Below are 24148 nucleotides of genomic sequence, written 5' to 3' on the forward strand. Positions count from 1 at the left end.
AATAAAGACATGATTTCGGGGAACGCAAGGCATACTAACGGAAAATGGCAAGAAGGGGAAAAGCGGCCGATGACGCAACAAGACGAACTGCTGAAGAGCGCTTATTCCGAATCGTTGGACGATAACGTCGAGAAGCTCGACGCCTTGCTGGGGAAGAGCATCGATCTGATCATCCGGCCGTTCGTCTTGCATAAGGGGAAGGACCTCCGGGCTCGTTGCTATTTTACGGACGGTCTGACGAAGGCGGCGGAGATCGATACGCTGCTGACCGGATTGATGGCATTCACGGAAGACGTCTTCGGGGATCGGGAAGAGCTGACGGGCAAGGAACTGACGGAGCGGCTGCTGCTGAACTTTTCGGTGCGCATGACGCACGAAATCGGGGAAGGAATTACGGCCGTTCTCTCGGGAGACACGCTGCTTCTCGTCGAAGGCGTCGGCGCCGGGCTCATCGTCGGCTCGCGAGGGTGGGACATGCGCAGCGTCGCCGAGCCGGCGACGGAGACGGTCGTACGCGGTCCGAGGGACGGCTTCACCGAGAACATTCGAACGAACACGGCCATCATGCGCAGGCGCATTCGCGACCCGAACTTGCGCATCGAGGGGATGCAGATCGGCACGAGGTCGAAGACCGACGTCAACATCGCCTATATCAAGGATGTCGCTAAGGAGGGGCTCGTCGAAGAGGTGAAGCTCCGCCTCAGCCGTATCCGGATCGATGCGGTGCTGGAGAGCGGCTATATCGAGGAGCTGATCGAAGACGCGCCGCGTTCGATCTTCGTTACGATCCAAAGTACGGAACGGCCGGACAAGGTCGCCGCCGCCATTCTCGAAGGCCGCGTCGCCGTGTTCGTGGACAATACGCCGTTCGTGCTCGTCATGCCGACGTTCTTCTGGGAATACGTGCAAGCGGCGGACGATTACTATTCGCGGTACTGGGTGGGCTCGTTCTTTCGGCAAATCCGGTACATTTGCTTCATCCTAAGTCTGACGCTGTCGCCGATTTACGTCATGCTCGTCTCCTTCCACCATGAGATGATTCCGACGGAGCTGGCGCTCACGATCGCTTCGGGACGGGCGGTCGTGCCGTTCCCGGTACTGCTCGAGGCGCTGCTGATGGAGATCGCCTTCGAGCTGATGCGCGAAGCGGGGCTTCGCATGCCCAAGCCGATCGGGCAGGCGGTGAGCATCGTCGGCTCGCTTATTATCGGGCAAGCGGCGGTGCAAGCCGGCCTCGTCTCGCCGTTCATGGTCATCGTCGTCGCGGTGACCGGCATCGCGTCGTTCGCGATCCCGAACTATCCGGCCTCGTTTTCGATTCGGCTCGTCCGCTTCCCGCTCATTGTTGCCGCAGGCTTCTTCGGCCTGCTCGGCTTCGCGGTGTTTCTGTTCGCGTTCATGATCCACGCGCTGTCGCTCCGCTCGTTCGGCGAGCCGTATTTGGCGCCGGCGGCCCCGTTCCGCCCGCAGGACCAGAAGGACTTGCTCGCGCGCATGCCGTGGTGGAGCTATGAGAAGCGGCCGTCGATAGCGAAGGATCGCCGCCGGCAGCCGTCCGGAACGAAGCCGCGGCCGCCGCGGCCGTCCTAAGGGCGAACTTGCGCCCTATCCTTCCGAATGTCGAGGTGACTGCAGCATGAACGGGTTGCGCCGCATATGTTCCGCCCTGTTGGCGCTCGCGCTCCTTGCCGGCTGCGGAGGGAAACAAGAAATCAGCGAACTGGCGATCGTCACGGGGGTGGGGCTCGATCTGTCGGATGACGGAGAGGGCGTCCGCGTGACGGCGCAGATCGTGCGGGCGGCCGACGCGCGGGGGCAGACCGGAGCGCCGGCCGGGGGAACCGGAGAGCCGATCTACTCCGTCTCCGCCGAAGGCGAGACGATCTTCGAGGCGATCCGCAATCTCGCGCGCGTCTCCTCGAGGCGCGTCTATTGGGCGCACAACTTCGTCATCGCCATGAGCGAGGAGTATGCGAGGGAAGGGATTAGCGACATGGTGGACTTTTTCACCCGGAATCACGAGCTCCGGATGGAGACGAAGGTCGTCGTGACCCCCGATCGCGCGGAGGAGCTCGTCTCGACGCGCACCGGCATCGAGATTTTGCCCGGGGAGTCGATCGAGAAGCTGTTCTGGTACAGCGACATCGTCGGCGAAGCGCCTCAGACGAACATGATGCACATAGAGGAGATGCTGCTGAGCAAGACGACGCATCCGATGATCGCAAGGGCGAAGCTCCGCAAGGCCGGCATATCGAACAAGAAACCGGAGAAAGGCGCTTCGGTGAACCAAGTGGAGCTGGCCGGCGCGGCTGTCTTTAAGTTAGATCGGATGGTCGGCTGGTTGACGCCCGATCAGACGAAGGCGGCCGTGTTTTTTATCCAGAAGGTGGAATCGTTGACTATCCCGCTAGCCTGTCCGAAAGAGGAGAAGCGCAAGGCGACCGCGGAGCTGCAGGGACATCGCTTTCATGCGACGCCTTCGCTGAAGGACGGCGAGATCTCCTTCCGCGTGACGATGGACGTCGCCGCGGACTTGGTAGAATACGGCTGCAACGAGCCGCTCGAGAGCGCGCTGCCCGATTTGGAGAAGTTGCTGGAGGAGGACTTGCGCGGGGGGATCGAATCGATGCTCGAGGTTGCGCAGAACGACTATCAGGTCGATTTCCTGAAGCTCGGGGACCGGGTGCGCAACGAATACCCCGTCTATTGGCATCGCGTCGAACGACGGTGGGACGGCATCTTCCCCGGCGTCGAGATCGAAGTCGACGTACATGCGGAGATTACAAGTCCTGTGCTGAAGGTTAGGGGCGGTCGAAAATGAAAATCCGAATCACGAACGGGATGTTCGTGGCGATCCTCGTGAATATGGTGTACGCGAAAGCGATCGGGGTCACGCAAGGGATGGTGGCGCGGGAGATCGGGCAAGACATGTGGCTCGCCACGACGCTCGCGACGCTGCAGGGCGTCGGGATGATCTATCTCAGTTACGTCGTGCTCAAGAAGACGCCGCAGATGGATTTCGTGGAGCTGGCGAACGCGGCGTTCGGCCGCTGGTTCGGCATGTTCGTCACCTTGGCGTTGATCGTCTTCTTCTTCGGCGCCTTCGGCACCGTCATGTTGACGTTCGTGTATCATCTTCGCGATTATTTCTTGCCCGAGATGCCGCTCTTCGCGTTCGTCCTCGCCGCGCTCGGCATCGGCTGGTTCGCCGCATACCACGGACTCGAAGTCATGGGGCGGATGGCGTTCGGCGGCGTCTTCTTCATCCTGCTGTTGAACGCGCTCATCTTGATCGGGTCGTACATGGAGATCGATCTGGACAATCTTCGCCCCGTCATGGAGTCCGGTCTGCCGAAGATTCTATGGGCCAGTCGCCACAGCGATACCGATTGGGCGATGGCGACGATGGTCGCCGGCATGATTCAGCCGATGGTGAAGAACCCGGAGGTGCGGGGACGCTCCGGTATGGCGGGGATCGCGCTCGGGGGCGTTATGGTCGCCATGTGGCCGCTCTTGGAGGCGGGGGTACTGTCCGCCGAGGTGACCCAGGAGTACTTCGTCTCCTGCATGAAGCTGGCGAGGAACGCGCACATCGGCCACTTCATCCAACGGTACGAGATGATTATGGTCGCCTGCTTTTCCGTCTCCAGCATCCTGCAGATCACCATGTGCCTCTTCACCGCTTCGATCGCGGCGTCCAAGGCGGTCGGCCTGAAGGATTATCGGCCGATGCTGATCCCGATCGGGCTCGCGCTCGGCGCATTCGCCTATTGGGCGTTGCGCGACCATATGCGAGCGTTGGAGCTCATGGAGATGTGGCCGTACCTCGCCCTGCCGATCGCCATCGGTCTTCCGGCGCTGCTGCTCGTCGCCCGCCTGCTCGCGAAGAAGCGAGTCCGGAAGGCGGCCGAGGCGGCGCCGCCGTCTTCGTCTTGACTCGCGCCGCGCGCGCTTTACCCGCCGATCGGCACGGAAACGACGAACTCGATCGTGCGCGGCGCAGGCGTGCTGACCGTCACCTTGCCTCGGTATTGGCGCGCCTTCTCCCGCACGATCGAGAGGCCGAGGCCGGAGTGGCCGTCTCGCTTCTTCGTCGTGTAGGTCGGCTGGAACATCCGCAGCAGCTCCTCGTTCGAAAGCTCGTCCCGCAGCGTGTTCGATACGGAAAAGACGATTTCCTCGCGCTCCATCCACCCGTTGACGGAGACGCGGCGATCCTCCGGCGACAATTCCATGACCTCCTCGAACGCGTTGTCGATCAGGTTCGCCAAGATTTTGACGAGATCGACCGACTTCACGCCTTGGATGCTTTCGATGCCTTTCATCCCCTCGAACCGATAAGCGAAGTCGATGCGCTGACGCAGCGCCACGGCGGATTTCGATTGAATGATCGCGGCGACGGCCGGGTGGCCGATGCTGACGATATCGTTCATGGCGATCGTCTCGTCGACGAGCTCTTTAATGTACCGATGCAGCTGGTCGAACCGCTTCGTGTCGGCCATCGCCTTGAGCGTGTTGAGGTGGTTCACGAAGTCGTGGCGTTCCCCGCGAACGGCGACGAACAGCGACTCCACCTCTTCGTTGTAATTGTCCTGCACCGTCTGCGCCACTTCGTCCCGCGTTCGCTTGACGTACCGGTACAGCAGGCCGATCATCGCAAGGCTCGCGGCGAACGCGAGGAACGTGACCAACCCTAAGTTTTTCAGCTGCTCGTTCAGCTTCGACTGGACGAAGGCGTAATCGGTCGTAATGCCGATGACGTACGGCTGTCCGTCCAACGGAGCGGCCACGGGATAATACGTTCGGTACACGCTCCGACCGTCGATGCGTTCGAAGCGGTGCAGCACTTGCGATTGCCGGTAAGCGGCATCGATGTGAGCGGCATCGTTCGGGGAGCGAAGCTCGTAAGCGCCGAACAACACCTTCCGATGATCGTACATCGCCATCTCGATGCCGTGCCGAACGTTGACGAGCTCTTCGTCGGGCACGGAGAACGTCAGCGGGTTAAACAGCGTGATCTCCAGCACCTGTTCGTGCTGCTCCATCGTATCCTTCAAGATCGTCTCCACGCCCGCGTACCGCTCTAACTCTTCGATATATTTGGTGTTCATGATCGGATTGATCAAGTAATCGGTCGTTCCGTCGTAGAAGTATCCGAATTTGTTTTTCTTGTCGGACAAGATCGAGGAGGACGGGGCGATTTCGCCGGCCCAATAATTCGTCATGCTTTGTCCGTAATCGAGCCCCTCGACGTTGCGATGGTCGAACAGCTGCAGGAACGCGTCGTGATAGTTGTCCCACGTCTTGGTGCTGAGCCCGATCTCCCGCGGATCCGAGGACCGAACGGTAACTACGTCGTCCGGCGTGCGGGCGAACAACGTAACGTAGCCGATGTTCAGTTCTTCCGCCAATCGCTTCAGCCGCTCGTTATCGACCTGCCGATAGGAGGCGGGCAGGGCGTATTTGGCGGCGATGGCCGCGGAGCGCAGGTTGGAGGCCATTAACGTATCGACGTATCGATAAGCTTGCTGCGAACGGTCGACGCTGATTTTGATTTGCGCGGACATCTCCCGCATTTGCGTTTCGAGCGTTCGGTGAAGTTCCCGTTTCGTGGTCCAATAATTCGCGATATCGTTCGCGAGCAGCAATCCGATCACGAAAAGAAGAGCGTACAGCATAATTTTACGGCCGGCCATTGAACATCCTCCTGAACTCCCGCGATATGCAACATCTTACACGATTTTAGTAGTATTTTACAGCAGTGTTCGACACGATCCGCGAACGCTCGACAAAACGTTGCCTTCGCCCAACCTGCTTCGCATGTGCGTACGTACATACCGAGAGGACCGCCCTTGCATACGTTGAGGTCATAAGCGGACGAAGGGAGGAAATCGCAGATGACGCTGCAGGAAATTCAGGAGATTCAACTCGAGTCTTGCCATCGATACGCGGGGATGCCGGTTTGCGCCGTTCTGCGTGACGGTACGCACGTATACGGCGTGCTCGGCGGCCTGCATGACGGAAAGCTGATCTTGCACCGCGCCGCGCAAGGCCCGGGCAAACTCGCGGTCAGCTCGGCCAAGGCGAAGCGGGCGCTCCGCGCGAAGACGAAGGCGTTCGGGTACGGTCCTTACTATCCGGGGGCGTATGCCGTCGACGCCGCTTTGGTCGCGCTGCTGTTTACGCTGCCGTTTTTATTTTACTAAATTTTCGGGGAAAAAGGTTCCCAGACCGGTAGCCGCCTTCTTGGCGGATATCGGTCTTTTTCGTCCGGGTCGAAAAAACTTGAATATAGGGTATAACCCTATTGTATACTATAGAAAACAAGGAGGATGTCCATGGAGACGAAGCCGACGGAAGGACGCCAGCATCATCATCGCGAACATGAACACGAGAGGAAAAGTCATCACTCCGATAAGGTGAAGTCGAATCTGATCAGCCGGTTGAATCGGATCGAAGGACAAGTCCGCGGCGTAAGGGGCTTGATCGAGAAAGATACGTACTGCGACGACGTGTTGAACCAGATCGCGTCGATTCAGTCGGCGCTCAACGGGGTAGGGAAGCTGCTGCTGGAGCACCATATGAAGAGCTGCGTCCTCGAACGGATCCAAGAAGGGGATACGGACGCGATCGACGAGCTGCTGGTTACGGTCAACAAGCTGATGAAATAACGGGATTCGATAAAATATGCGAAGCCCCCCTTGACTCTAGATAGGGTACGGGGGTATGTTATAATCGACAAAACAAAAAGGAGCTGGATTCGAAATGACGAGCATTACGTTCCAAGTGAAAGGCATGAGCTGCAACCATTGCGTGAAATCGATCGAGGGCGCGCTCCAGGAAGTCGGCGCCGCCGGGAAGGTCGACTTGGCTCAAGGCACGGTGACGGTGCAATACGAAGAAGGCAAGCTGTCCGCGGCGTCGCTGAAAGAGACGATCGAAGAGCAAGGATACGACGTCGTCGGGTAATCGGGACGCCGGCAGGTCATCGACGGAATCGGGGAGAGAGAGCTATGCAGGCTGCGACGGACGATCGACGGTTGAAACAAACGACGCTTCAAATTACGGGGATGACGTGCGCGGCTTGCGCGACCCGTATCGAGAAGGGACTCGGCAAGCTGCCCGGCGTGGAATCGGCCGCCGTCAACTTCGCCATGGAGACGGCGCGCGTGTCGTACGCGCCGGACGCGGTGTCGGTGCAGGACATGCGGCAGAAGGTGGAGAAGCTCGGATACGAGGCGACTCCCGTAATCGATGCGGCCGGCGCCGAGGAACGACGGGCGGACGAGCTGCGGCGGCAGCGCGCGAAGCTCGCCGTCTCGGCGGCGCTCTCGCTGCCGCTGCTCTGGGCGATGGCCGGGCACTTCTCGTTCGCGTCCTGGATTTGGGTGCCGTCGCCGTTCATGAATCCGTGGTTCCAGCTCGTTCTCTCGGCCCCGGTCCAATTCATCGTCGGGAAATCGTTCTACGAAGGCGCGTACAAGGCGCTGCGCAACGGATCGGCCAACATGGACGTGCTTGTGGCGCTCGGTACGTCTGCCGCCTTTTTCTATAGTCTATACTTAACGATAGAGTGGTACGCCGCGGGAGCGTCCGCCCATCACGGTCCGGCGCTCTACTACGAAACCAGCGCCGTGCTCATCACGCTTGTCGTGCTCGGCAAGCTGTTCGAAGCGCAGGCCAAGGGACGCACGTCCGCCGCGATCAAGTCGCTTATGAGCTTGCAAGCGAAGACGGCGCTCGTCGTCCGCGACGGACGGGAGACGGTCGTAACGATCGAAGACGTCGTCCCGGGCGATCTCGTCCTCGTGCGTCCCGGCGAGAAGGTGCCGGTCGACGGCGTCGTCGTCGAAGGCGAATCCGCCGTCGACGAATCGATGCTGACCGGGGAGAGCATCCCGGTCGAGAAGCGTCCCGGCGACGACGTCATCGGCGCGACGATGAACAAGAACGGCGCGCTTCGGATCCGGGCGTCGAAGGTCGGCAAGGAGACGGCGCTCGCCAGAATCGTCAAGATCGTCGAGGAGGCCCAAGGCTCCAAGGCGCCGATCCAGCGGGTGGCCGACCGCATCTCCGGCGTGTTCGTGCCGATCGTCGTCGTCCTGGCGGCGATCGCGTTCGCCGCCTGGTATTTCGTGCTCGCGCCGGGCGACGTGCCGGCCGCGCTCGAGAAGACTATAGCCGTTCTCGTCATCGCCTGCCCGTGCGCCCTCGGCCTCGCGACGCCGACGTCGATTATGGCCGGCTCCGGCCGGGCGGCCGAGCTCGGCATCCTGTTCAAGGGCGGCGAGCACCTGGAAGCGGCGCATAAGCTCGACACGATCGTGCTCGACAAGACGGGCACCGTCACGAAGGGCAAGCCGGAGCTGACCGACGTGCGCAGCGAGCTGGATCGCAGCGTGTTCCTGAAGCTCGTCGGCGCGGCGGAGAGCCGCTCCGAGCATCCGCTCGCGGAAGCGATCGTCGCCGGGGCGAAGGCCGCGGGCCTCGCGCTCCCGAAGGCGACGTCGTTCGAGGCGATCCCGGGCAAGGGCGTATCGGCCGTCGTCGAAGGGCGCGCCGTGCTCGTCGGCACCCGGCGGCTGCTCGAGGAGAGGGGCATCGACGCCCGCGGGGCCTACGACGCGATGCGCCGCTACGAAGAGGCGGGGAAGACGGCGATGCTCGTCGCCGTGGACGGCCGCTACGCGGGCGTCGTCGCCGTGGCCGACACGGTGAAGCCGACCTCGAAGGAGGCCGTCGCCCGCCTGCGCGCTATGGGGCTTCGCGTCGTCATGATGACCGGCGACAACGAGCGCACGGCCCGGGCGATCGCGGCGCAGGTCGGCGTCGACGACGTCCTGGCCGAGGTACTCCCGGAGGGGAAAGCCGCGGAGGTCAAGAAGCTGCAGGCGCAGGGCCGCAAGGTCGGCATGGTCGGCGACGGCATCAACGACGCCCCCGCGCTGGCGGTCGCCGACATCGGCATGGCCGTCGGCACCGGCGCCGACGTCGCCATCGAAGCGGCGGACGTCACGCTCATGCGGGGCGACCTCTCGAGTATCGCCGACGCGATTCGCATGAGCCGCCGCACGATGGGCAACATCCGCCAGAACTTGTTCTGGGCGCTCGCCTACAATACGCTCGGCATTCCGATCGCCGCGATCGGGCTGCTCGCGCCGTGGGTAGCCGGCGCGGCGATGGCGCTCAGCTCGGTCTCGGTCGTGCTGAACGCCCTTCGCTTGCAGAAGGTAAAGCTGTAGGACTTCCCTCGGAAGAAGCGCCACTCAATTTTTGGGAAATGGAGCCATACGCCAGATGAACCGTTTGTTATTTGCGTCCCTCGGCGCCTCTCTGCTGCTCCTGAACGCGTCCTGCTCGTTTCTGGAGCCGGCCGGCGGGCATGGGCACGGGCACGACGCGGCGAGCCGCCGCGCCAGCGGCGCCCCCGCCGAAAGCGGGCACGCCCACCACGGGGGCGGAGAGGCGGCCTACGGCGCGCCGAAGGCGAGCTTCGCCTTCCCGGACGGCGTCCCCGCGCCGGGCAAGTCGACGACGCTGACGATCGGCCTGCGGGACGAGGCGGGCGCCGTCATCGAGAAGTTCGACGTCAATCACGAGAAGCTGATGCATTTGATCGTCGTGAGCGAGGACCTGTCGCACTTCGAGCATCTGCATCCCGAATACGAAGGGAACGGGACGTTCCGCGTCGACCTGACCTTCCCCGCCGGAGGGCGGTATAAGCTGTTCGCGGACTTCGCGCCGTCGGGCGGAGCGCAGACGACGATCGGCGAATGGATCGACGTCGAGGGCGAAGGCGCGGGCCGGCCGATCGTTCCGGACGCCGAGCTTGCGAAGACGATCGACGGGATGCGGATCGAGCTCGACGTCGAGGGCCTCTCGCCGAACGCCGACACGATGCTGACGTTCTCCTTCAAGGACGCCGCGTCGGGGCGGCCGGTCGACGATCTGGAGCCGTATCTCGGCGCCGTCGGTCACGTCGTGATCCTCTCGAAGGATGCGGAGACGTACCTGCACGTGCATCCGGCGGACGAAGCGTCGACCGGGCCGAAAGCGATGTTCCACACATCGTTCCCGTCGAGCGGGACGTACAAGATTTGGGGACAATTCCAACATCAAGGTCGATTGATTACGGTTCCGTTCGTCGTGAACGTAACGAAGTAATCGCCGCGGGCAACGCCGCTTCCTTCCGGGAGGCGGCGTTTCTTGGGGTGTTATCGCAACGAGAGGGGCAACCGACGCATGGATCCCAAGGATCAACCGGTAATACCGACCGAACGCAGACATCATCTCGCGTTCGCCGTCGTCACAATTCTTTATTGGACTTCTCTATATACGTACGTACCGATCTTGTCGCCGTACTTGCTCGAAGAGCTGAAAGTCGGGGCAGCGGCGGCCGGCATCATCCTCGGCGTCTACGGCTTCGTGCAAATTTTGCTGCGGCTGCCGCTCGGCATCTGGTCCGACCGGCTGCGCCGCCGACGGCCGTTCATCGCCCTCGGCATGCTGACCGGCGCGTTGTCCTGCCTGTTGTTCACGCTCGGCGACCATCCGGGATGGGCGTTCGCCGGGCGGGCGCTCAGCGGCATCTGCGCGTCGACGTGGGTCGCTTTCACCGTCCTGTACGCCGCCTACTTCCCGCGCAAGGACGTGCAGCGGGCCATGAGCGCGATCAGCTTCCTGATCGTCGTCGGCCAGCTGATCGGCATGGGCCTCAGCGGCTGGTTGGCCGAGGCGAGAGGGTCCGCCGCGACGTTCTACGCCGGCGCGGTCGCCGGGGCGATCGGGCTGCTGCTCGCGGCGTTCGTCAAGGAGCCCGCGGGCGGCGTCGCGCGCAACCCGATGCGGCTCGCCGACGTCGGCGTCGTCGTTCGCAGCGGTACGCTGCTGCGGGTGTCGACGCTGTCGATCCTCGCGCACAGCGTACTCTTCATTACGATGTTCGGCTTCACGCCGTCGTACGCGACGTCGACGCTCGGCGCGACGCGCTGGGAGCTCAGCTTGCTCAGCTTCGCCTTCATGGTGCCGCACGCGTTCGCGCAGCTGTACAGCGGCCGCTGGATCGCGCCTCGCATCGGGGCGTGGCGCACGATTCTAGTCGGCTTCGCCGTCAGCGGGCTGTGCACGCTGGCGATTCCGTTCGCGACGACGCTGCCGGCCCTCTATGCGACGCAGGCGATCAACGGCCTCGCGCAGGGGCTGCACTTCCCGCTGCTGCTGGCGCTCGCCATTCAAGGCGTCGCCGCGGAGAAGCAGGCGACGGCGATGGGATTCTACCAAGCCGCCTACGCGGCCGGCATGTTCGCCGGACCGTTCGCCGCCGGCTGGATCAACGAAATCGGGGGCCTGAACGCCGGGTTTTGGCTCGGGGGCGGCACGGCGCTCGCTTCCGTCGCCGTCACCGTCTGGTTCGCCTCCATCGCCTCTCGTCGCGCCGCGACGAATGCATAGTCCCCGTCAATTTCTGGAAAACGTGCAACCTTTCGCGGCCGAGACGCGTCAGGAATCGTGTAGACAGAGCATACGGGAGGGATTTCACGCATGTGGAAACAATGGAAATGGCTCGCGATCCTAGCGGCGCTGGCGATCGCGGTCGTCGGCTGCGGCGCGGCGGACGAGGGAAATAGCGATCCAAAAGACGGAGGCGCGGCGTCGGAGCAGCCGGCTCCGGAGACGCCTGCGGAATCGCCCGAGGCGCCCGCGGGAGAGACCCCGACGGAACAACCGGCGGAGCCCGCGGAACAACCGGCGAAGGAGCTCGGCGTCAAGACGGGCGAGACGGTCGAGATCGAATCCGAGATCGAAGGCATGAAGGAGACGGTCAAGGTCGTCGAGTATACGCTGACGCCGTACAACATCAGCTACGTGCTTCGCGATCTGCTGAGCGCGCCGAAGGTCGAGAACGGCCAAGTCGTGCACACGGCGAAGATGGGCGATTACACGGCATCGGTATGGCTCGAAGTGAAGGAAGGCATGTCGCTCGACCAAGCGGTCGAGGAAGTCCGGAAGTCGTATGCGGACGGCTACGAAGCGTCGGATCCGGCCGATATCGGCACCGAGCTGAACGGATACGTCGGCATGGTGCAGGGCTACCAGAAGGATGAACAGTTCCATGGCTTCCACGTCTTCGACCTGAACGGCGACGCAGTCGTTATTCATCATACGTACCCGTACGAAGCGGGCGACGGCATGGGCGCGATCATGAGCGATATGCTCAAGTCGCTGAAGGTAGAGAAATAAACGCGCGAACGCGATACGACCGTCGGTCCTCTGGACCGCCGGTTTTGTTTTGCCGTCCGTCGGCCGTATGAGAACCGTCTGATCGGGCATCTTAAGAGATTAGAGAAGCCTAACGGCAATAGACTTGGAGGACGGTCGGAATGGAAATCGTCATCTTGCTTGCATTAATCGTCTTGAACGCCTTCTTCGCCGCCTCGGAGATCGCGCTCATCTCGCTGAACGACAACAAGATCAAGCATATGGCCGAAGACGGGCACAATTCGGCGATCCTGCTTCAGCGCTTGCTGAGCGAGCCGAGCCGCTTCCTCGCGACGATCCAGATCGGCATTACGCTCGCGGGCTTCATGGCGAGCGCCTTCGCCTCCGGGAGCTTCGCCGACGACTTGGCGCGCGCGCTGATCGCCGCAGGGGCGCCGGTGCCGGAGGCGGCGCTCAATACATTTTCCGTGGTGGTCATTACGCTCTTGCTCTCTTACTTCACGCTCGTGCTCGGAGAGCTCGTGCCGAAGCGGCTCGCCATGAAGAAGGCGGAGCCGATCGCGATGCTGGCGGCCCGACCGCTGACGATTCTGTCCGTCGTCTCCGCGCCGTTCGTCAAGCTGCTGACGTTATCGACCAACGTCCTCGTACGGCTGTTCGGGGTCGATCCGAACGCGAACGACGAGCAAGTGACCGAAGAGGAAATCCGGATGATGGTGGACGTCGGGGAAGAGCGGGGCGCGATTCAGGAAAACGAAAAGATGATGATCAACAACATCTTCGACCTCGATACGAAGACGGTGTCCGACATTATGACGCACCGGACGGACTTGGCCGCGATCCCGGTCGACGCGACGTACAAGGACGTCGTTCGGGTCATCAACGAGGAGAAATATACGAGACTGCCGGTGTATGAGTCGTCCGTCGACAACATCGTCGGCGTGCTGCACGCGAAGGACATCGTCCAGCATATGGAGACATGCGACGAGGAGGCGTTCGATCTCGGGGAATTGCTGCGCCGGCCTCTCTTCGTCCCGACGTCGAGGCGCATCGACGAGCTGTTCAAGGATTTCCAGAAGCACAAGACGCACTTCGCCGTCGCGATCGACGAGTACGGCGGCACCGCCGGCATCGTTACGGTCGAGGATCTGCTCGAGGAGATCGTCGGCAGCATTCTGGACGAGTACGACGAGGAGGAAGCTAAAGAGATCGAGCTGTTGGACGACCATACGTACCTGATCAAGGGCGAGGTGGACCTCGACGTCGTGCAGGACGTGCTCGACATCAAGCTGCCTACGGAGGAGTACGATACGCTGAGCGGCTTCATTATCGGCGAGCTCGGCACGATTCCGACGGGGGCCGAGCAGGCGTCGATCGAGCGTTCCGGGTATGCGTTCGAGGTGCAGGAGATGAACAGAAAGCGGATCGCCAAGGTGAAGGTGAGCAAGACGATCTTAGCCGATTCGGGAGGCGAGGGTGCGCCGGGAGAATAACCGCGAATCCGTAAAAAAATATGTACATGAAAATCAAGGCTCCTTTATAATATGTATTGTAAGCCCTTACATCAGGTATTAACGGCAACTCACAATCGGAGGAGCGTGTTGCGCGTGGACAGCGGGTCTTCAACGATTTTAAACAACAACTTGGTAGCGGCGATCGAGACGAACTGGGTCAGCTTATTGATCGCGGTCGTCGTTGTGGCGGGTCTTCATGCGTTGGCGAAGCGGAGGGTAGGCTTCGGGACGAGGGTGCTCATCGCCCTCGGCGTCGGCTTGGTCGCCGGCATCGTACTCAACCGGACGGCGTCGGAATTTCAAGCGATCAGCACGTTAGGCTCCATCTATGTGAACCTGATTCGAATGCTGGTCATGCCGCTCGTTTTCGTCTTAGTCATTAACAGCATTATCTCGATCACGCAGCTGGACTATTTGCGCAAGATCGGCGTGAAGACGATCGGCTGGTTCCTAGGCACGACAGGGGTGGCCGCCGTCATCGGTCTCCTCGTCGCGCTGGCGATGAATCCGGGCGCGGGCATTCAGGCGTCGCAGCCGGAAGGGTTCGAGGCGCGCGAGGTGCCGACCTTCTTCCAGGTCATTTTGGATCAGGTGCCGTCGAATCCGATTCAGGACGCGGCGAGCGGCAAAGTCGTACCGATCTTGATCTTCGCCTTGTTCATCGCGATCGCGATCGTGCGGGTCGGTTCCAAAAAGCCGGAAGCGGTGCAGCCGGTCAAAGCGTTCATCGCTTCGCTGACCGAAGTGATGCATCAAGTCGTGAAGTACGTGCTCCGCTTCACGCCGTACGGCGTCTTCGCCCTGATCGCGGTCATGGCGGCCCGGTACGGCATCGAGACGCTGAAGCCGCTCGCGATGCTGATCGTAGTGTCGTACGTCGCGCTCATTCTGCACTTCGTCCTCGTGTTCGGCGGTCTCGTCGGCTTCGTGGCGAAGGTGAATCCGCTCAAGTTCTTTAAGAAGGCGTACCCGACGATCGCCGTCGCGTTCACGACGCGCAGCAGCTACGCGACGCTGCCGGTGAACCTCGAGGTCATTACGAAGCGGCTCCGCGTGTCGGATCGGATCGCGAGCTTCGTCGCGCCGCTCGGCGCGACGATGAACTTCAACGGCTGCGGCGGCGTCTGGCCGGCGGTCGTCGCCGTGTTCGTCTCCGAGGTGTTCGGCGTGCCGCTCAGCTTCACGGACTATCTCCTCATCGTGTTCGTCAGCGTCATTTCCTCGATCGGCGTCGCGGGCGTACCGGGCCCCGCCTCGATCTCGACGACGGTCGTGCTGACCGCCGTCGGCCTGCCGCTCGAAGGGATCGCGATCGTCGTCGCCGTCGAGGCGCTCATCGACATGGGCCGCACGGCGGTCAACGCGACCGGCACGACGGTGACGTCGCTGCTCGTCGCGAACGCGGAAGGCGAGTTCGACCGCGCTTCCTTCGACCGGGACGAGGAAGACGAACTGGAGTTGACGACCGCCTAAAATAAGGGTTGCCAACCGGCTCGTCCGCATGGTAGTATCTTACATCAAACGGAAGGGTTTCTAGGGATTCGCCGCACGCCTCGCCCCGCGACGGGGCCGCGCCGCGGGAGAACCGAGCGAAGCCGGCGATGCGATACGCACGCTACACCGTAAGGGATAAAAGACCTTCGGCAAGTTCCGCCTTCGGGCGAACGGGCCGACAGGTCTTTTTTGCTTTACCGGGGGAAAGAGATGCAGAGAGAGTCGGAGAGGAGCGCGCGTCATGAAAGCGATCGAGGTCGAAGGCGTTACGAAGACGTTCCGCACGAAGCGGAAGGGAGAAGGGTTCGCCGCCGGCGTGCGGGGACTGTTCCGGCCGGAGTATACGGAGAAGAGGGCGGTGGAGCCGATCCACTTCGACGTGGAGCAGGGGGAGATGCTCGCGTTCCTGGGCCCGAACGGGGCGGGGAAGTCGACGACGATCAAGATGCTGACGGGCATTCTCCACCCGAGCGGCGGGCGCGCTTCGGTGCTCGGGCTGACGCCTTGGCGGGAGCGCGGCAAGCTGTCGTACCGCATCGGCAGCGTCTTCGGTCAGAAGTCGCAGCTGTGGTACCATCTGCCGCCGACGGATACGTTCGAGCTGATGCGGCGCATCTACGAGCTCGGGAAGAACGATTATACGGAGCGGCGGGACTTGTTGATCGAGCGGTTTCGTCTGGGGCCGTACTTGGAGACGCCGGTGCGCAAGCTGTCGCTCGGCGAGCGGATGCGGTGCGAGCTGGCGGCCGCGCTGCTGCACCGCCCGGAGATCGTGTTCCTCGACGAGCCGACGATCGGGCTCGACGTCGTCGTGAAGCAGCATATCCGAGAGCTCATTCGGGAGTTGAACCAAGAGGAGGGCACGACGTTCTTCCTCACGTCGCACGACCCCGGCGATATCGAGCAGCTGTGCCGACGGGCGATCGTCATCAACCACGGCCGCGTCATCCTCGACCAACCCGTGACGGTGCTGAAGCGGGAGCTGCTGACGCATAAAACCATTAAGCTGGAGCTGGCCGAAGCCGGAGCGGCGAAGCTGCTGACGGCGGAAGGCGCGACGGTGACGGAGCGCGAAGGCTTGCGCGTCACGTTGTCGGTCGACACCGCGACGTCGAGCATCGAGACGGTGCTCGCGTCGATCGTCGGCACGTATCCGATCCGCGACGTGACGATCGAGGATCCGCCGATGGAGGAGATCATCGCGCATATTTACGAGAAGAAGGGAGAGGCGGCCGTATGAGGAACGCGGCGCTCGCTTGGCGCAAATATCCGGCGGTCACTCGCATCACGCTCAAAAATTCGTTCGCGTACGTCGCCGACTTCTTCGTGCGCACCGTATTCCTAATCGTCATCCTCTACATCTTCATGCAGCTGTGGAGCGCGACGTACGCGGGGGAAGGGGAACCGTCGATCGCGGGGTACTCGTTTTCCGACATGGTCTGGTACCTCATCATCTCCGAAGCGATCACGCTGGCGCTGCCCAGCCTGTCCGCGATCGTCGAGCAGGACGTCAAGAGCGGGGACGTCGCGTACCGGCTGACGAAGCCGATGCACTACGTCGGATATTACTTCGCCTGGTATAACGCGGACGTCGGACTCCGGCTCGGCATCAATCTGCTCGTCGGCGGCGCGCTCGGCTTGCTCGTGTTCGGCGTCCCGGACTTCGGCTACGGCTGGCTCGCGTTCGCCGTCGTGGCGGTCGGGGCGATCGCGGTCAGCTTCCTGCTGAACATGATCGTCGCCTTATGCGCCTTCTGGGTCGAGGAGACGACAGGGTTGGAATTCGTCTACAAGAAGCTGCTGTTCACGGTCGGGGGCATGCTCATGCCGCTCGAGATGTTCCCGCTCTGGCTGCAGGACGTGTGCAAGTGGCTGCCGTTCCAGGCGGTGTTGTACTTCCCGGCGTCCACCGTCACGAGCTTCGAGCCGTCGAAGCTGCTCGGCATGCTCGCGGTGCAGTGGGGCTGGGCGGCGGCGCTTGCCGGAATCGTATTCTGGATGTACGGGAGAGGGGTGCGGAAGCTCAATGTTAACGGCGGGTAGACGAACGCGGGCGACGCTCGCTTATCTGTGGACGTGTTGGAAGCTGAACTTGGCGGGAGCGATGGAGTTTCGCACAAGCTTCCTGTTGATGGCGGGCATGATGGTGCTCAACAATTTCGTCTGGATTTTCTTCTGGAGCTTATTTTTCCAGCGATTCGACGTCGTGAACGGATGGACGCTGCAAGACGTCATGATGCTGTGGGCGGTCAGCGCGGGGGGGTTCGGCATCGCGGCGACGCTGTTCGGCAATATGACGAGGCTGGCGACGCTCATCGCGAACGGACAGCTCGACGTGTACCTCGTACAGCCGAAGCCGGTGCTGCCGAGCGTGCTCGCGAGCCGCATGTCGGTGACGGCGATCGGGGACGCGGCGTTCTCCGTTATCCTGTACGTCATGTTCGGCGACGGCTCGTGGCTCGGCTTCGCCAAGTATGCGCTGGCGCATCTCGTGGCGGGGTCGATCTTCCTGTTCTTCTTGGTGATCATGCATTCGTTGGCTTTCTGGATCGGCAACGCGGAAGGCCTGACGGGACAGATGTTCAACGCCCTGCTCTCGGTATCGACATATCCGACGGACATCTTCAAAGGCTGGGCGCGCGTCATCGTCTTTACGGCGGTGCCGGCCGGTTTCATCTCTTACATGCCGATCGGCCTGATGCGGGACGCCGTACAATGGGATTTCTTGCTCGGCGCGCTCGGGATGTCGGCGGCGCTCGCAGCGGGCGGCACATGGTTTTTCTACGCGGGGCTGCGGCGCTACAGCTCGGGCAATATGATGGCGATGCGGAGCTAGGGGCGCGGCGCGAAGATCTTCCGATTCATCAGCACGAGGAGGCTCTGCAGGAACGCGTAGATCGGGATGGAATACAGGATGATATAGCCGCCTTTGTAGTGGAACAGCCCGACGAGCATTCCGACGTATTCGATGAGGAAGGCGATACCGACCCATACGGCGATGTAGAACATGAGCGACACGCCGCGAATCCGCCACCGCTCGAGAAAATAAATAAAGAAGTATCCGAAAGGCGCGTACATGATATAGGAGAAAATGTCGAACCACGTGTAGTCCGATTGGTCGCCGACATCGTATAGATCGAACGGCGGCACGGCGATCGTGTGATCGAACATGAGGCCGGCGACGACGCCGAACAGCAGAGCGAATAGCGTCTGCGTCGGCGCGAGCCGCTTCGGAAACAAGAGGAAGGCGGCGGCGCCGGCGACGATCATGGCGACGACGTACCATTCGTTGGCGTTGAACGCGGTATCGTAGACGACGTTATGATCCAAGCTCGCCCTTCTCCTTTTCCCAAATCTTCAGCAAGCCCGCCGCCAAGAGAACCGTCGCCCCCATGATCGCTGCGATCGTCGCGCATTCGAGCAGGAAGTTCCAACGGACGTCGCGGATCACGCCCATCCACCGCAGCGAATAACCGGTCGCCAGAAGATACGAGAACGCCGCTATCGCAGCGATCGCTTTCCCCCGGCGCGTGCCTGCCGTCAGGAAGGCGTTGGCGAACGCGAGCATCACGAGCGAGAACGTCACGTCGCGATGGAGGACCGCGGCCAGAAATTCCGGTACCTTCGTATCGACCGTATAGAACTTGTACGTGAAGCTGAGGAGCGTAAATTTGTTGATGTCGATGACGGCCACCGCCATATACAACAGGACGTTCACCTTCAGAGGCAGCTTGTCCGGCAGCGACGCCAATCCATGGATGACGACCCACATCTGAAGCAAGACGACGACAAGGGGCATAGCGAACCTCCGGGGGCACGACTCTTGTTTACGAAAGCGGGCGGCTGATTTCGAAAATTTCCATCTTCTCGTCGTCGGAGAGCGACACGCGGGTGCGCAGCGACTCGATGCGGCAGCCGAGCTCGGCGGCGAATTCCGTGCGGAGCGCTTGCTCGTAGTCGGCGTTCCTTACGACGGGCAAGCCCCGGGCGACGACGACGATGCGGCGGTCGGAGGCGATGACGTGCGTCTCCGAGGATGCGGCGCCGATCGTCTCGCGTTCGACGCGGTTATAAAGCTGGCGAATGGATTCTTCCAACGGAAGAGCGGGACGGTTGAGGGAAGACGTCATGGCGGATCGAGGCTCCTTTAGGGTAACCGTTTTCTTACCAGTATTGCCCGAATCCGCGCTTTGCAATCCAAGCCGGCGATGGTAATGTAGTGTTACATATTTCTTAGGGGGCTCGCGGGCGTGAAGGCGTTGTCGGAACGAATCTTATCGGGGGTGGCCGCGTCCGCGGCGCTTCCCTTCGCGATCTTCGGCGGAAGTCGGCTGCTGGGACATTCCGGGGGACCGGACTGGCAAGCGTTCCTCTTCGTCTCGCTGTACGCGCTGCCGGTATTTCTGACGTTGGGGATCGCCGCTTCCGTAGTGGCGGATTGGCTCGCGGACCGCATCGACGCGGACGCGGGGGAAGGCGGCTCCGTCTTCCGGCGCGCCGTGCGGTCCTACTTCGTGCATCTCGTCTTGTACGCGGCGGCGGGTTACGGCATCTTCATCGGCTTGGCGCGGCTGCTCGACGGCGCCGAGTCGCCGGAGTCGACGAGCCTTCTCGGCGCGAGCCTGGGCGTCTCGGCCGCCGTGCTGTACTACCACGCGCTGTTGGTGTTCCGCGGCTGGGGGGCGGCCTCGCACCGCCGCCGGTTCGGCGAAGTCGTCGAGACGGATCGGCTCGTGCTGGAGCCGTGTACGGAGGAACGGTATGCGGAGGCGAACCGGGAAGGCTATCCGCTCGGCAACCACGTGAAGACGTACATGCAGTCGCTGCGGCGGCACCCGAAGCTGCTCGGCTGGGGCGTCTGGTTCGTTCGGCTGAAGGAGACAGGGGAGATTATCGGCGACGCCGGGTTCAAGGGGAACCCGGATTACGCCGGCGCGGTCGACATCGGCTACGGCTTCCTGCCGGAGCATCGGGGCCGCGGCTACGCGACGGAGGCGGCGAAGGCGCTCGTCGCCTGGGCGTTCGCGCACGGCGCGGGCCGCGTGACGGCGGAGACGCTGCGCGACAACGCCGCATCGATTCGCGTGCTGCGCAAGAACGGGTTCCGGCTGTACCGGGAGGAGGAGCATTACCATTGGCTTCTCGATGCGACGGAGCGGCTGCGGGGGCGGTAGAGGGGATTCGGCATCATCGAAATGTTTCGATGATGCCTTTTTTTTCGACTAAACCGCCTCGTTCCCCGCCTCGTACGGCAGCGTCACCGCGAAGACGGTGCCGCGGCCCGGCTCGCTGGCGACGGAGATCGCGCCGCCGTGGGCGGACACGAACTCCTTCACGATGGCGAGCCCGAGCCCCATGCCGCCGCCGTCGCGGTTGCGCGCTTCGTCCGTCCGGTAGAACCGGTCGAAGATGTACGGCAGCTGCTCCGACGCGATGCCGGGACCGGTGTCCGACACCGTCACTCGCAGCGCGCGCACGCCTTCCGCCGTCGTCTCGTCGACGTACGCCTTCACGAAACCGCCCGAAGGGGTGTATCGAACGGCGTTGACGAACAAGTTCAGGAACACCTGCGTCAGCCGATGCGGATCGACCGACAACACGGCGTCGTCGGTCAGCCGCTGCAGCGTCACCGTTACGCCCTTCGCTTCGGCGTCGGGCGCGACGCGCTCGACCACGCGGCCCAGCAGCGCGTGCAGGTCCGTCGGCGTCCGCTCGAGCGGAAGCCGCTTCGCCTCGGCGAGCGACAGCTGATGCAGCTCGTCGACGAGCCGCGTCAGCCGGATCAGCTCGTCCTGCAGCGGCAGCAGCCGCTCCGGCGCGAGCGGCTCCCCGCGCTGCTGCGCCGCGTCGAGTTGCCCGCGCAAAATCGTGAGCGGCGTCCGCAGCTCGTGCGCCACGTCGGCGACGAGGTGGCGGCGCGCCTCCTCGGTGCGCTGCAGCCGCTCCGTCATGGCGTTGAACGCCTCGGCGACGCGGCCGAATTCGCCGCGGCGCGTCACCGGCGCGCGCGCGTCGAGATCGCCCGAGCCGAGCCGATCGATCGCCTCCAGCAGCGTAGTCAGCGGCTGGGTCAGCCACCGCGCCTTCCAGAAGGCGACCGCGAGGGCGATCGCGGTGAAGATAACGACGGCGAACAGCAGCAGCGTTCGCGTGGAATGCAGCAGCCCCGTGCGCAGCCGCGACAATTCGCCGACCTCATCGTCGTAGAAGTATAAGAAGCCGATCGCTTGCCGGTCCGCGTCGAACAGCACGGACCGAATGCCGAAGTCCGTCACCGTCCGCGCCTCGACGGGGCCGGCCTCGAACCGGACGTCGCGCCGAAGCGACAGCAGCGCGACGCTCTCCGCCGGGGTAAGGAGGGAAGCGGCGGCGGCGAGCGCTTCCGAGGGAGCATCGTCCGGGTCCGTTCCCCAGGAGCCGCCGCCCTGCGCGTACGCCTCCTCGAACGCGGCGGACAGCGAAGCGACCCGTTCCTTCCGAGGCGCCTCCACCATGACGTCCAGCAAGTCGCTCTGGACGACGTGCGAGATGAACGAAAAGACCAGCGCCATCCCGACGACCATCGAAGCCATCGCGATAAACAGCTGCCGCCGCACGCTCATGCCGGTAAACCGCTCCCGCCGACGCCGAGCCCCGCCACCGCCTCGAGCCTCGCCCCGAGCTCCGCCTCCGCCGCTCACGACCGCTCTCCGCCGAACCGGTAGCCGAACCCGTACACCGTCTGAATGTACGTCGGCTTCGACGGATCGTCTTCGAGCTTCTTCCGCAGATGGCTGATATGGGCGTCCACCGTCCGTTCGTCGTTCAGGAAGTCGTCGGGGAACGCGCTCTGCAGAAGCTGCAGCCGGCTGTACACGATGCCCGGCCGCGCGGCGAGCGTTAGCAAAAGCTTGAACTCCGTCGGCGTGAGCGGCACGTCCACGCCGCGCTTCGACACCCGGCACATCGCCTCGGAGATGGTCAGCTCGCCGCGTTCCATCGTCTCTTCGGCGGCGCCGAACGCGCCCGGCCCCTCGATGCGCCGCAGCACCGAGCGGATGCGCGCCGCCAGCTCCCGCAGCGAAAACGGCTTCGTCAAATAATCGTCCGCCCCCACCTCGAGCCCGACGATCTTGTCCGTCTCCTCCGTCTTCGCCGTCACCATAATAATGCCGACGCGCTCCGTCCGCCGCAGCTCCCGGCACACGTCGATCCCGCTCGTCTCCGGCATCATCCAGTCCAGTACGACGAGCGACGGCTTCGCCGATCGCGCCAACCGCAGCGCCTCGCGCCCGGTCCGGGCCGTCAGCACGACGAAGCCCTCCTCCCGAAGGAACGGCTCCATGAATTCGAGCACCTTCGGCTCGTCGTCCGCGATCAATATCGTATGGGCCATCCCCAACGCCTCCAAAGCTCTTACCCGTTTTCCCAACAGTATACCCCGCCGACGGTCGCGAAGCGGACGAATTCACGACATTCGCAACGCGTCTTCACAAGTTCGCAACAAGTCGTTGCTACAATGATTCTAAGGTAAATAACAGATTCAACCCATTCCCGTTAGGAGGAACATCCCAATGCAAACCCAACCCAATGCCGCACCCGTCCCGGAAAAGGGGAGAGGCTCCCGCATCGCCTTCGCGATATTCGCAAGCGTCTTCGCCGTCTGCGTCGGCGTCCAGGTGCTGCTCGCCGGTCTCGCGACGTTCGTCGACGCGGTGAACTGGGCGCGCCACACGAGCTTCATCCACTTCGTCGAGTTCATCCCGCTCGTCATGCTGGCGTTAGCCTTCACCGGCAAGCTGCCCGCGCGGATGCGGTGGCAGAGCTTCGGCCTCTTTTTCATGATCATTCTTATGTACTTCACCGCCAACGTCGTCGCCGTTATGCCGGTCGTCTCGGCGTTCCATCCCGTCATCGCGCTGGCCATATTCGCGCTGGCGCAAAAGTTAGTGCCCGAATCGTGGCGGCTCGCCCGCGTGTAACCGAATCGAAGCGCGGCTAGCGATGCTTCTTCCGATATTCGCTCGGCGTAATGCCTTCCGTCTTCGCGAAGCACTGCGTGAAATACGAGAAGTGCGAAAATCCGACGTCTTCGGCGATGCGGCTCACCGGCGCGTCGGTGTTGATCAGCATCAGCTTCGCCTGTTCGACGCGGTACATCGTTAAGTACTCGAGCGGCGTCACGCCGAACACCTGCTGCATGCAGCGGGCCACGTACGTCGGATGGAAATTGAGTCCTTCCCCGATCTCCCGATAATGAATCGGCTCTCGAAACCGCTCGCGTAAAAACTGAGCGGTTTTTTCCGCGAGGGCGATCGACGACGACGTCGCGCGGTACTGCTGTTCGCCGTGCAGGTCGTGCAGCACCTCTTGGAAGATCGTCTGCTGCTGCCACATGAGCGAAGGCTTATGGTGGCGGTTCAGATCGATCAAGTGCTTGATGTTCCGGTACGTCTTCGTCGGGAACGTCAGCTTGCAGAACTGCGGCACCACGAGCGTGAAGTGCTGCACCCGGCGCTGCGTCAGCTCTTGGCGCGGAATGATCTCGTCGTACGGATACAGCCGCGCCCCGCCCGGGCCGGCTTCCTCGTCCGTCGCGCCGCTCCACACCCCCGTCGTTTGGAAATGCACCCAAAAATACTGCGTCTCCCGCCTCGCCGGCTCGAGCGGCGTGTAATTCCGATCGGGCCGCAGAATGAGCGCATGCCCCTTCGTCGCGCGGAACTCCTTATCGCCCTCCGCGAGCGCGATCTTCCCCCGAACGACCACGATCATCTTGAAAATGCCGAGCTTCGCCGCCGCCGGATGCACCTTGCCGACCGGGTACGTCCGCTCTCCGCCGACGATGTAATGCGGAAGCGGCGGAGCTTTAAACTGTAGAAAATCCGTAATCGCCACGTCCTTTCCGCCGGATCCCGAAGTTGCGATTGTGACAATCGAAG

General features: G+C 62.6%; 24 protein-coding genes. 17 read left to right on the forward strand and 7 right to left on the reverse strand.

What is annotated here, in order from left to right:
• Window positions 1-69: 69 nt before the first annotated feature.
• Genes RIN49_RS20010 through RIN49_RS20020 form a run of 3 tightly spaced genes read left to right on the forward strand, consistent with a single transcriptional unit; the run spans window position 70 to window position 3936 of the window.
• The gene (locus RIN49_RS20010; RefSeq protein WP_309121919.1) at window positions 70-1590 is read left to right on the forward strand and encodes a spore germination protein; all 1521 of its coding nucleotides are present in this window, start codon (window positions 70-72) and stop codon (window positions 1588-1590) included.
• 46 nt (window positions 1591-1636) lie between these two features.
• Window positions 1637-2821, forward strand: coding sequence for a Ger(x)C family spore germination protein (locus RIN49_RS20015; RefSeq protein WP_309121920.1), 1185 nt, complete (start codon window positions 1637-1639; stop codon window positions 2819-2821).
• Complete coding sequence (locus RIN49_RS20020) at window positions 2818-3936, forward strand: GerAB/ArcD/ProY family transporter (protein WP_309121921.1); 1119 nt, start codon at window positions 2818-2820, stop codon at window positions 3934-3936. The genes RIN49_RS20015 and RIN49_RS20020 overlap by 4 nt, the downstream gene beginning before the upstream one ends.
• Before the next feature lie 17 nt (window positions 3937-3953).
• Here the strand turns inward: RIN49_RS20020 and RIN49_RS20025 are convergent, their stop codons facing one another.
• Entirely contained in the window at window positions 3954-5696 is a 1743-nt protein-coding gene (locus tag RIN49_RS20025; protein WP_309121922.1) for a sensor histidine kinase, read from the reverse strand.
• Between the two features lie 201 nt (window positions 5697-5897).
• On the opposite strand from RIN49_RS20025, the gene RIN49_RS20030 reads away from it, so the two are divergent.
• The 12 genes from RIN49_RS20030 (at window position 5898) to RIN49_RS20085 (ending at window position 18063) form a co-directional block, all read left to right on the forward strand.
• The gene (locus tag RIN49_RS20030; protein ID WP_309121923.1) at window positions 5898-6206 is read left to right on the forward strand and encodes a hypothetical protein; all 309 of its coding nucleotides are present in this window, start codon (window positions 5898-5900) and stop codon (window positions 6204-6206) included.
• 132 nt (window positions 6207-6338) lie between these two features.
• Entirely contained in the window at window positions 6339-6671 is a 333-nt protein-coding gene (locus RIN49_RS20035) for a metal-sensitive transcriptional regulator (protein WP_309121924.1), read from the forward strand.
• A 94-nt stretch (window positions 6672-6765) separates the two neighbouring features.
• Complete coding sequence (locus RIN49_RS20040; protein ID WP_309121925.1) at window positions 6766-6969, forward strand: cation transporter; 204 nt, start codon at window positions 6766-6768, stop codon at window positions 6967-6969.
• Between the two features lie 44 nt (window positions 6970-7013).
• Window positions 7014-9242 carry a heavy metal translocating P-type ATPase gene (locus RIN49_RS20045; RefSeq protein ID WP_309121926.1) on the forward strand — a complete coding sequence of 743 codons (2229 nt, stop codon included), beginning with the start codon at window positions 7014-7016 and terminating at the stop codon, window positions 9240-9242.
• A 55-nt stretch (window positions 9243-9297) separates the two neighbouring features.
• Window positions 9298-10164 (forward strand): hypothetical protein, encoded by an 867-nt coding sequence (locus RIN49_RS20050; protein ID WP_309121927.1) that lies wholly within the window; start codon window positions 9298-9300, stop codon window positions 10162-10164.
• Between the two features lie 78 nt (window positions 10165-10242).
• Window positions 10243-11451, forward strand: coding sequence for an MFS transporter (locus RIN49_RS20055; protein WP_309121928.1), 1209 nt, complete (start codon window positions 10243-10245; stop codon window positions 11449-11451).
• 90 nt (window positions 11452-11541) lie between these two features.
• Window positions 11542-12240 carry an ABC transporter permease family protein gene (locus tag RIN49_RS20060; protein WP_309121929.1) on the forward strand — a complete coding sequence of 233 codons (699 nt, stop codon included), beginning with the start codon at window positions 11542-11544 and terminating at the stop codon, window positions 12238-12240.
• Between the two features lie 140 nt (window positions 12241-12380).
• Window positions 12381-13712: a hemolysin family protein gene (locus RIN49_RS20065; RefSeq protein WP_309121930.1), complete on the forward strand. Its 1332-nt coding sequence runs from the start codon at window positions 12381-12383 to the stop codon at window positions 13710-13712.
• Window positions 13713-13826: 114 nt separating this feature from the next.
• The gene (locus RIN49_RS20070) at window positions 13827-15206 is read left to right on the forward strand and encodes a dicarboxylate/amino acid:cation symporter (protein ID WP_309121931.1); all 1380 of its coding nucleotides are present in this window, start codon (window positions 13827-13829) and stop codon (window positions 15204-15206) included.
• A 262-nt stretch (window positions 15207-15468) separates the two neighbouring features.
• A complete protein-coding gene (locus RIN49_RS20075; protein WP_309121932.1) occupies window positions 15469-16467 on the forward strand; it encodes an ABC transporter ATP-binding protein in 999 nt (332 codons plus the stop codon).
• Window positions 16464-17270, forward strand: coding sequence for an ABC transporter permease (locus RIN49_RS20080; protein ID WP_309121933.1), 807 nt, complete (start codon window positions 16464-16466; stop codon window positions 17268-17270). Before RIN49_RS20075 ends, RIN49_RS20080 begins: the two co-directional genes overlap by 4 nt.
• The gene (locus tag RIN49_RS20085) at window positions 17254-18063 is read left to right on the forward strand and encodes an ABC transporter permease (RefSeq protein ID WP_309121934.1); all 810 of its coding nucleotides are present in this window, start codon (window positions 17254-17256) and stop codon (window positions 18061-18063) included. The genes RIN49_RS20080 and RIN49_RS20085 overlap by 17 nt, the downstream gene beginning before the upstream one ends.
• Here the strand turns inward: RIN49_RS20085 and RIN49_RS20090 are convergent.
• Genes RIN49_RS20090 through RIN49_RS20100 form a run of 3 tightly spaced genes read right to left on the reverse strand, consistent with a single transcriptional unit; the run spans window position 18060 to window position 19357 of the window.
• The gene (locus tag RIN49_RS20090; protein WP_309121935.1) at window positions 18060-18557 is read right to left on the reverse strand and encodes a hypothetical protein; all 498 of its coding nucleotides are present in this window, start codon (window positions 18555-18557) and stop codon (window positions 18060-18062) included. The two genes, RIN49_RS20085 and RIN49_RS20090, sit on opposite strands and share 4 nt — an antisense overlap.
• Window positions 18547-19026, reverse strand: a complete 480-nt coding sequence (locus RIN49_RS20095; RefSeq protein ID WP_309121936.1) for a hypothetical protein — start codon at window positions 19024-19026, stop codon at window positions 18547-18549. Before RIN49_RS20095 ends, RIN49_RS20090 begins: the two co-directional genes overlap by 11 nt.
• Window positions 19027-19054: 28 nt before the next feature.
• A complete protein-coding gene (locus RIN49_RS20100; RefSeq protein WP_309121937.1) occupies window positions 19055-19357 on the reverse strand; it encodes a hypothetical protein in 303 nt (100 codons plus the stop codon).
• A 120-nt stretch (window positions 19358-19477) separates the two neighbouring features.
• Between RIN49_RS20100 and RIN49_RS20105 the strand changes: the two genes are divergently transcribed.
• Complete coding sequence (locus RIN49_RS20105; RefSeq protein WP_309121938.1) at window positions 19478-20401, forward strand: GNAT family N-acetyltransferase; 924 nt, start codon at window positions 19478-19480, stop codon at window positions 20399-20401.
• A gap of 48 nt (window positions 20402-20449) precedes the next feature.
• Here RIN49_RS20105 and RIN49_RS20110 read toward each other — a convergent pair whose 3' ends face one another.
• Window positions 20450-21907 (reverse strand): sensor histidine kinase, encoded by a 1458-nt coding sequence (locus RIN49_RS20110; protein WP_309121939.1) that lies wholly within the window; start codon window positions 21905-21907, stop codon window positions 20450-20452.
• A complete protein-coding gene (locus tag RIN49_RS20115; protein WP_309121940.1) occupies window positions 21904-22602 on the reverse strand; it encodes a response regulator transcription factor in 699 nt (232 codons plus the stop codon). The genes RIN49_RS20110 and RIN49_RS20115 overlap by 4 nt, the downstream gene beginning before the upstream one ends.
• A gap of 178 nt (window positions 22603-22780) precedes the next feature.
• Here RIN49_RS20115 and RIN49_RS20120 point away from each other — a divergent pair, with 178 nt between their 5' ends.
• On the forward strand, window positions 22781-23188 hold the full coding sequence (locus RIN49_RS20120) for a DUF6220 domain-containing protein (RefSeq protein ID WP_309121941.1): 408 nt from the start codon (window positions 22781-22783) through the stop codon (window positions 23186-23188).
• 16 nt (window positions 23189-23204) lie between these two features.
• On the opposite strand, the gene RIN49_RS20125 is transcribed toward RIN49_RS20120, so the two are convergent.
• Entirely contained in the window at window positions 23205-24104 is a 900-nt protein-coding gene (locus RIN49_RS20125) for a helix-turn-helix transcriptional regulator (protein WP_309121942.1), read from the reverse strand.
• Window positions 24105-24148 lie beyond the last annotated feature (44 nt).

Origin of the sequence: Paenibacillus sp. (assembly GCF_031177825.1) — a bacterium.
In the GTDB taxonomy this organism is placed as follows: Bacteria; Bacillota; Bacilli; order Paenibacillales; family YIM-B00363; genus Paenibacillus_AE.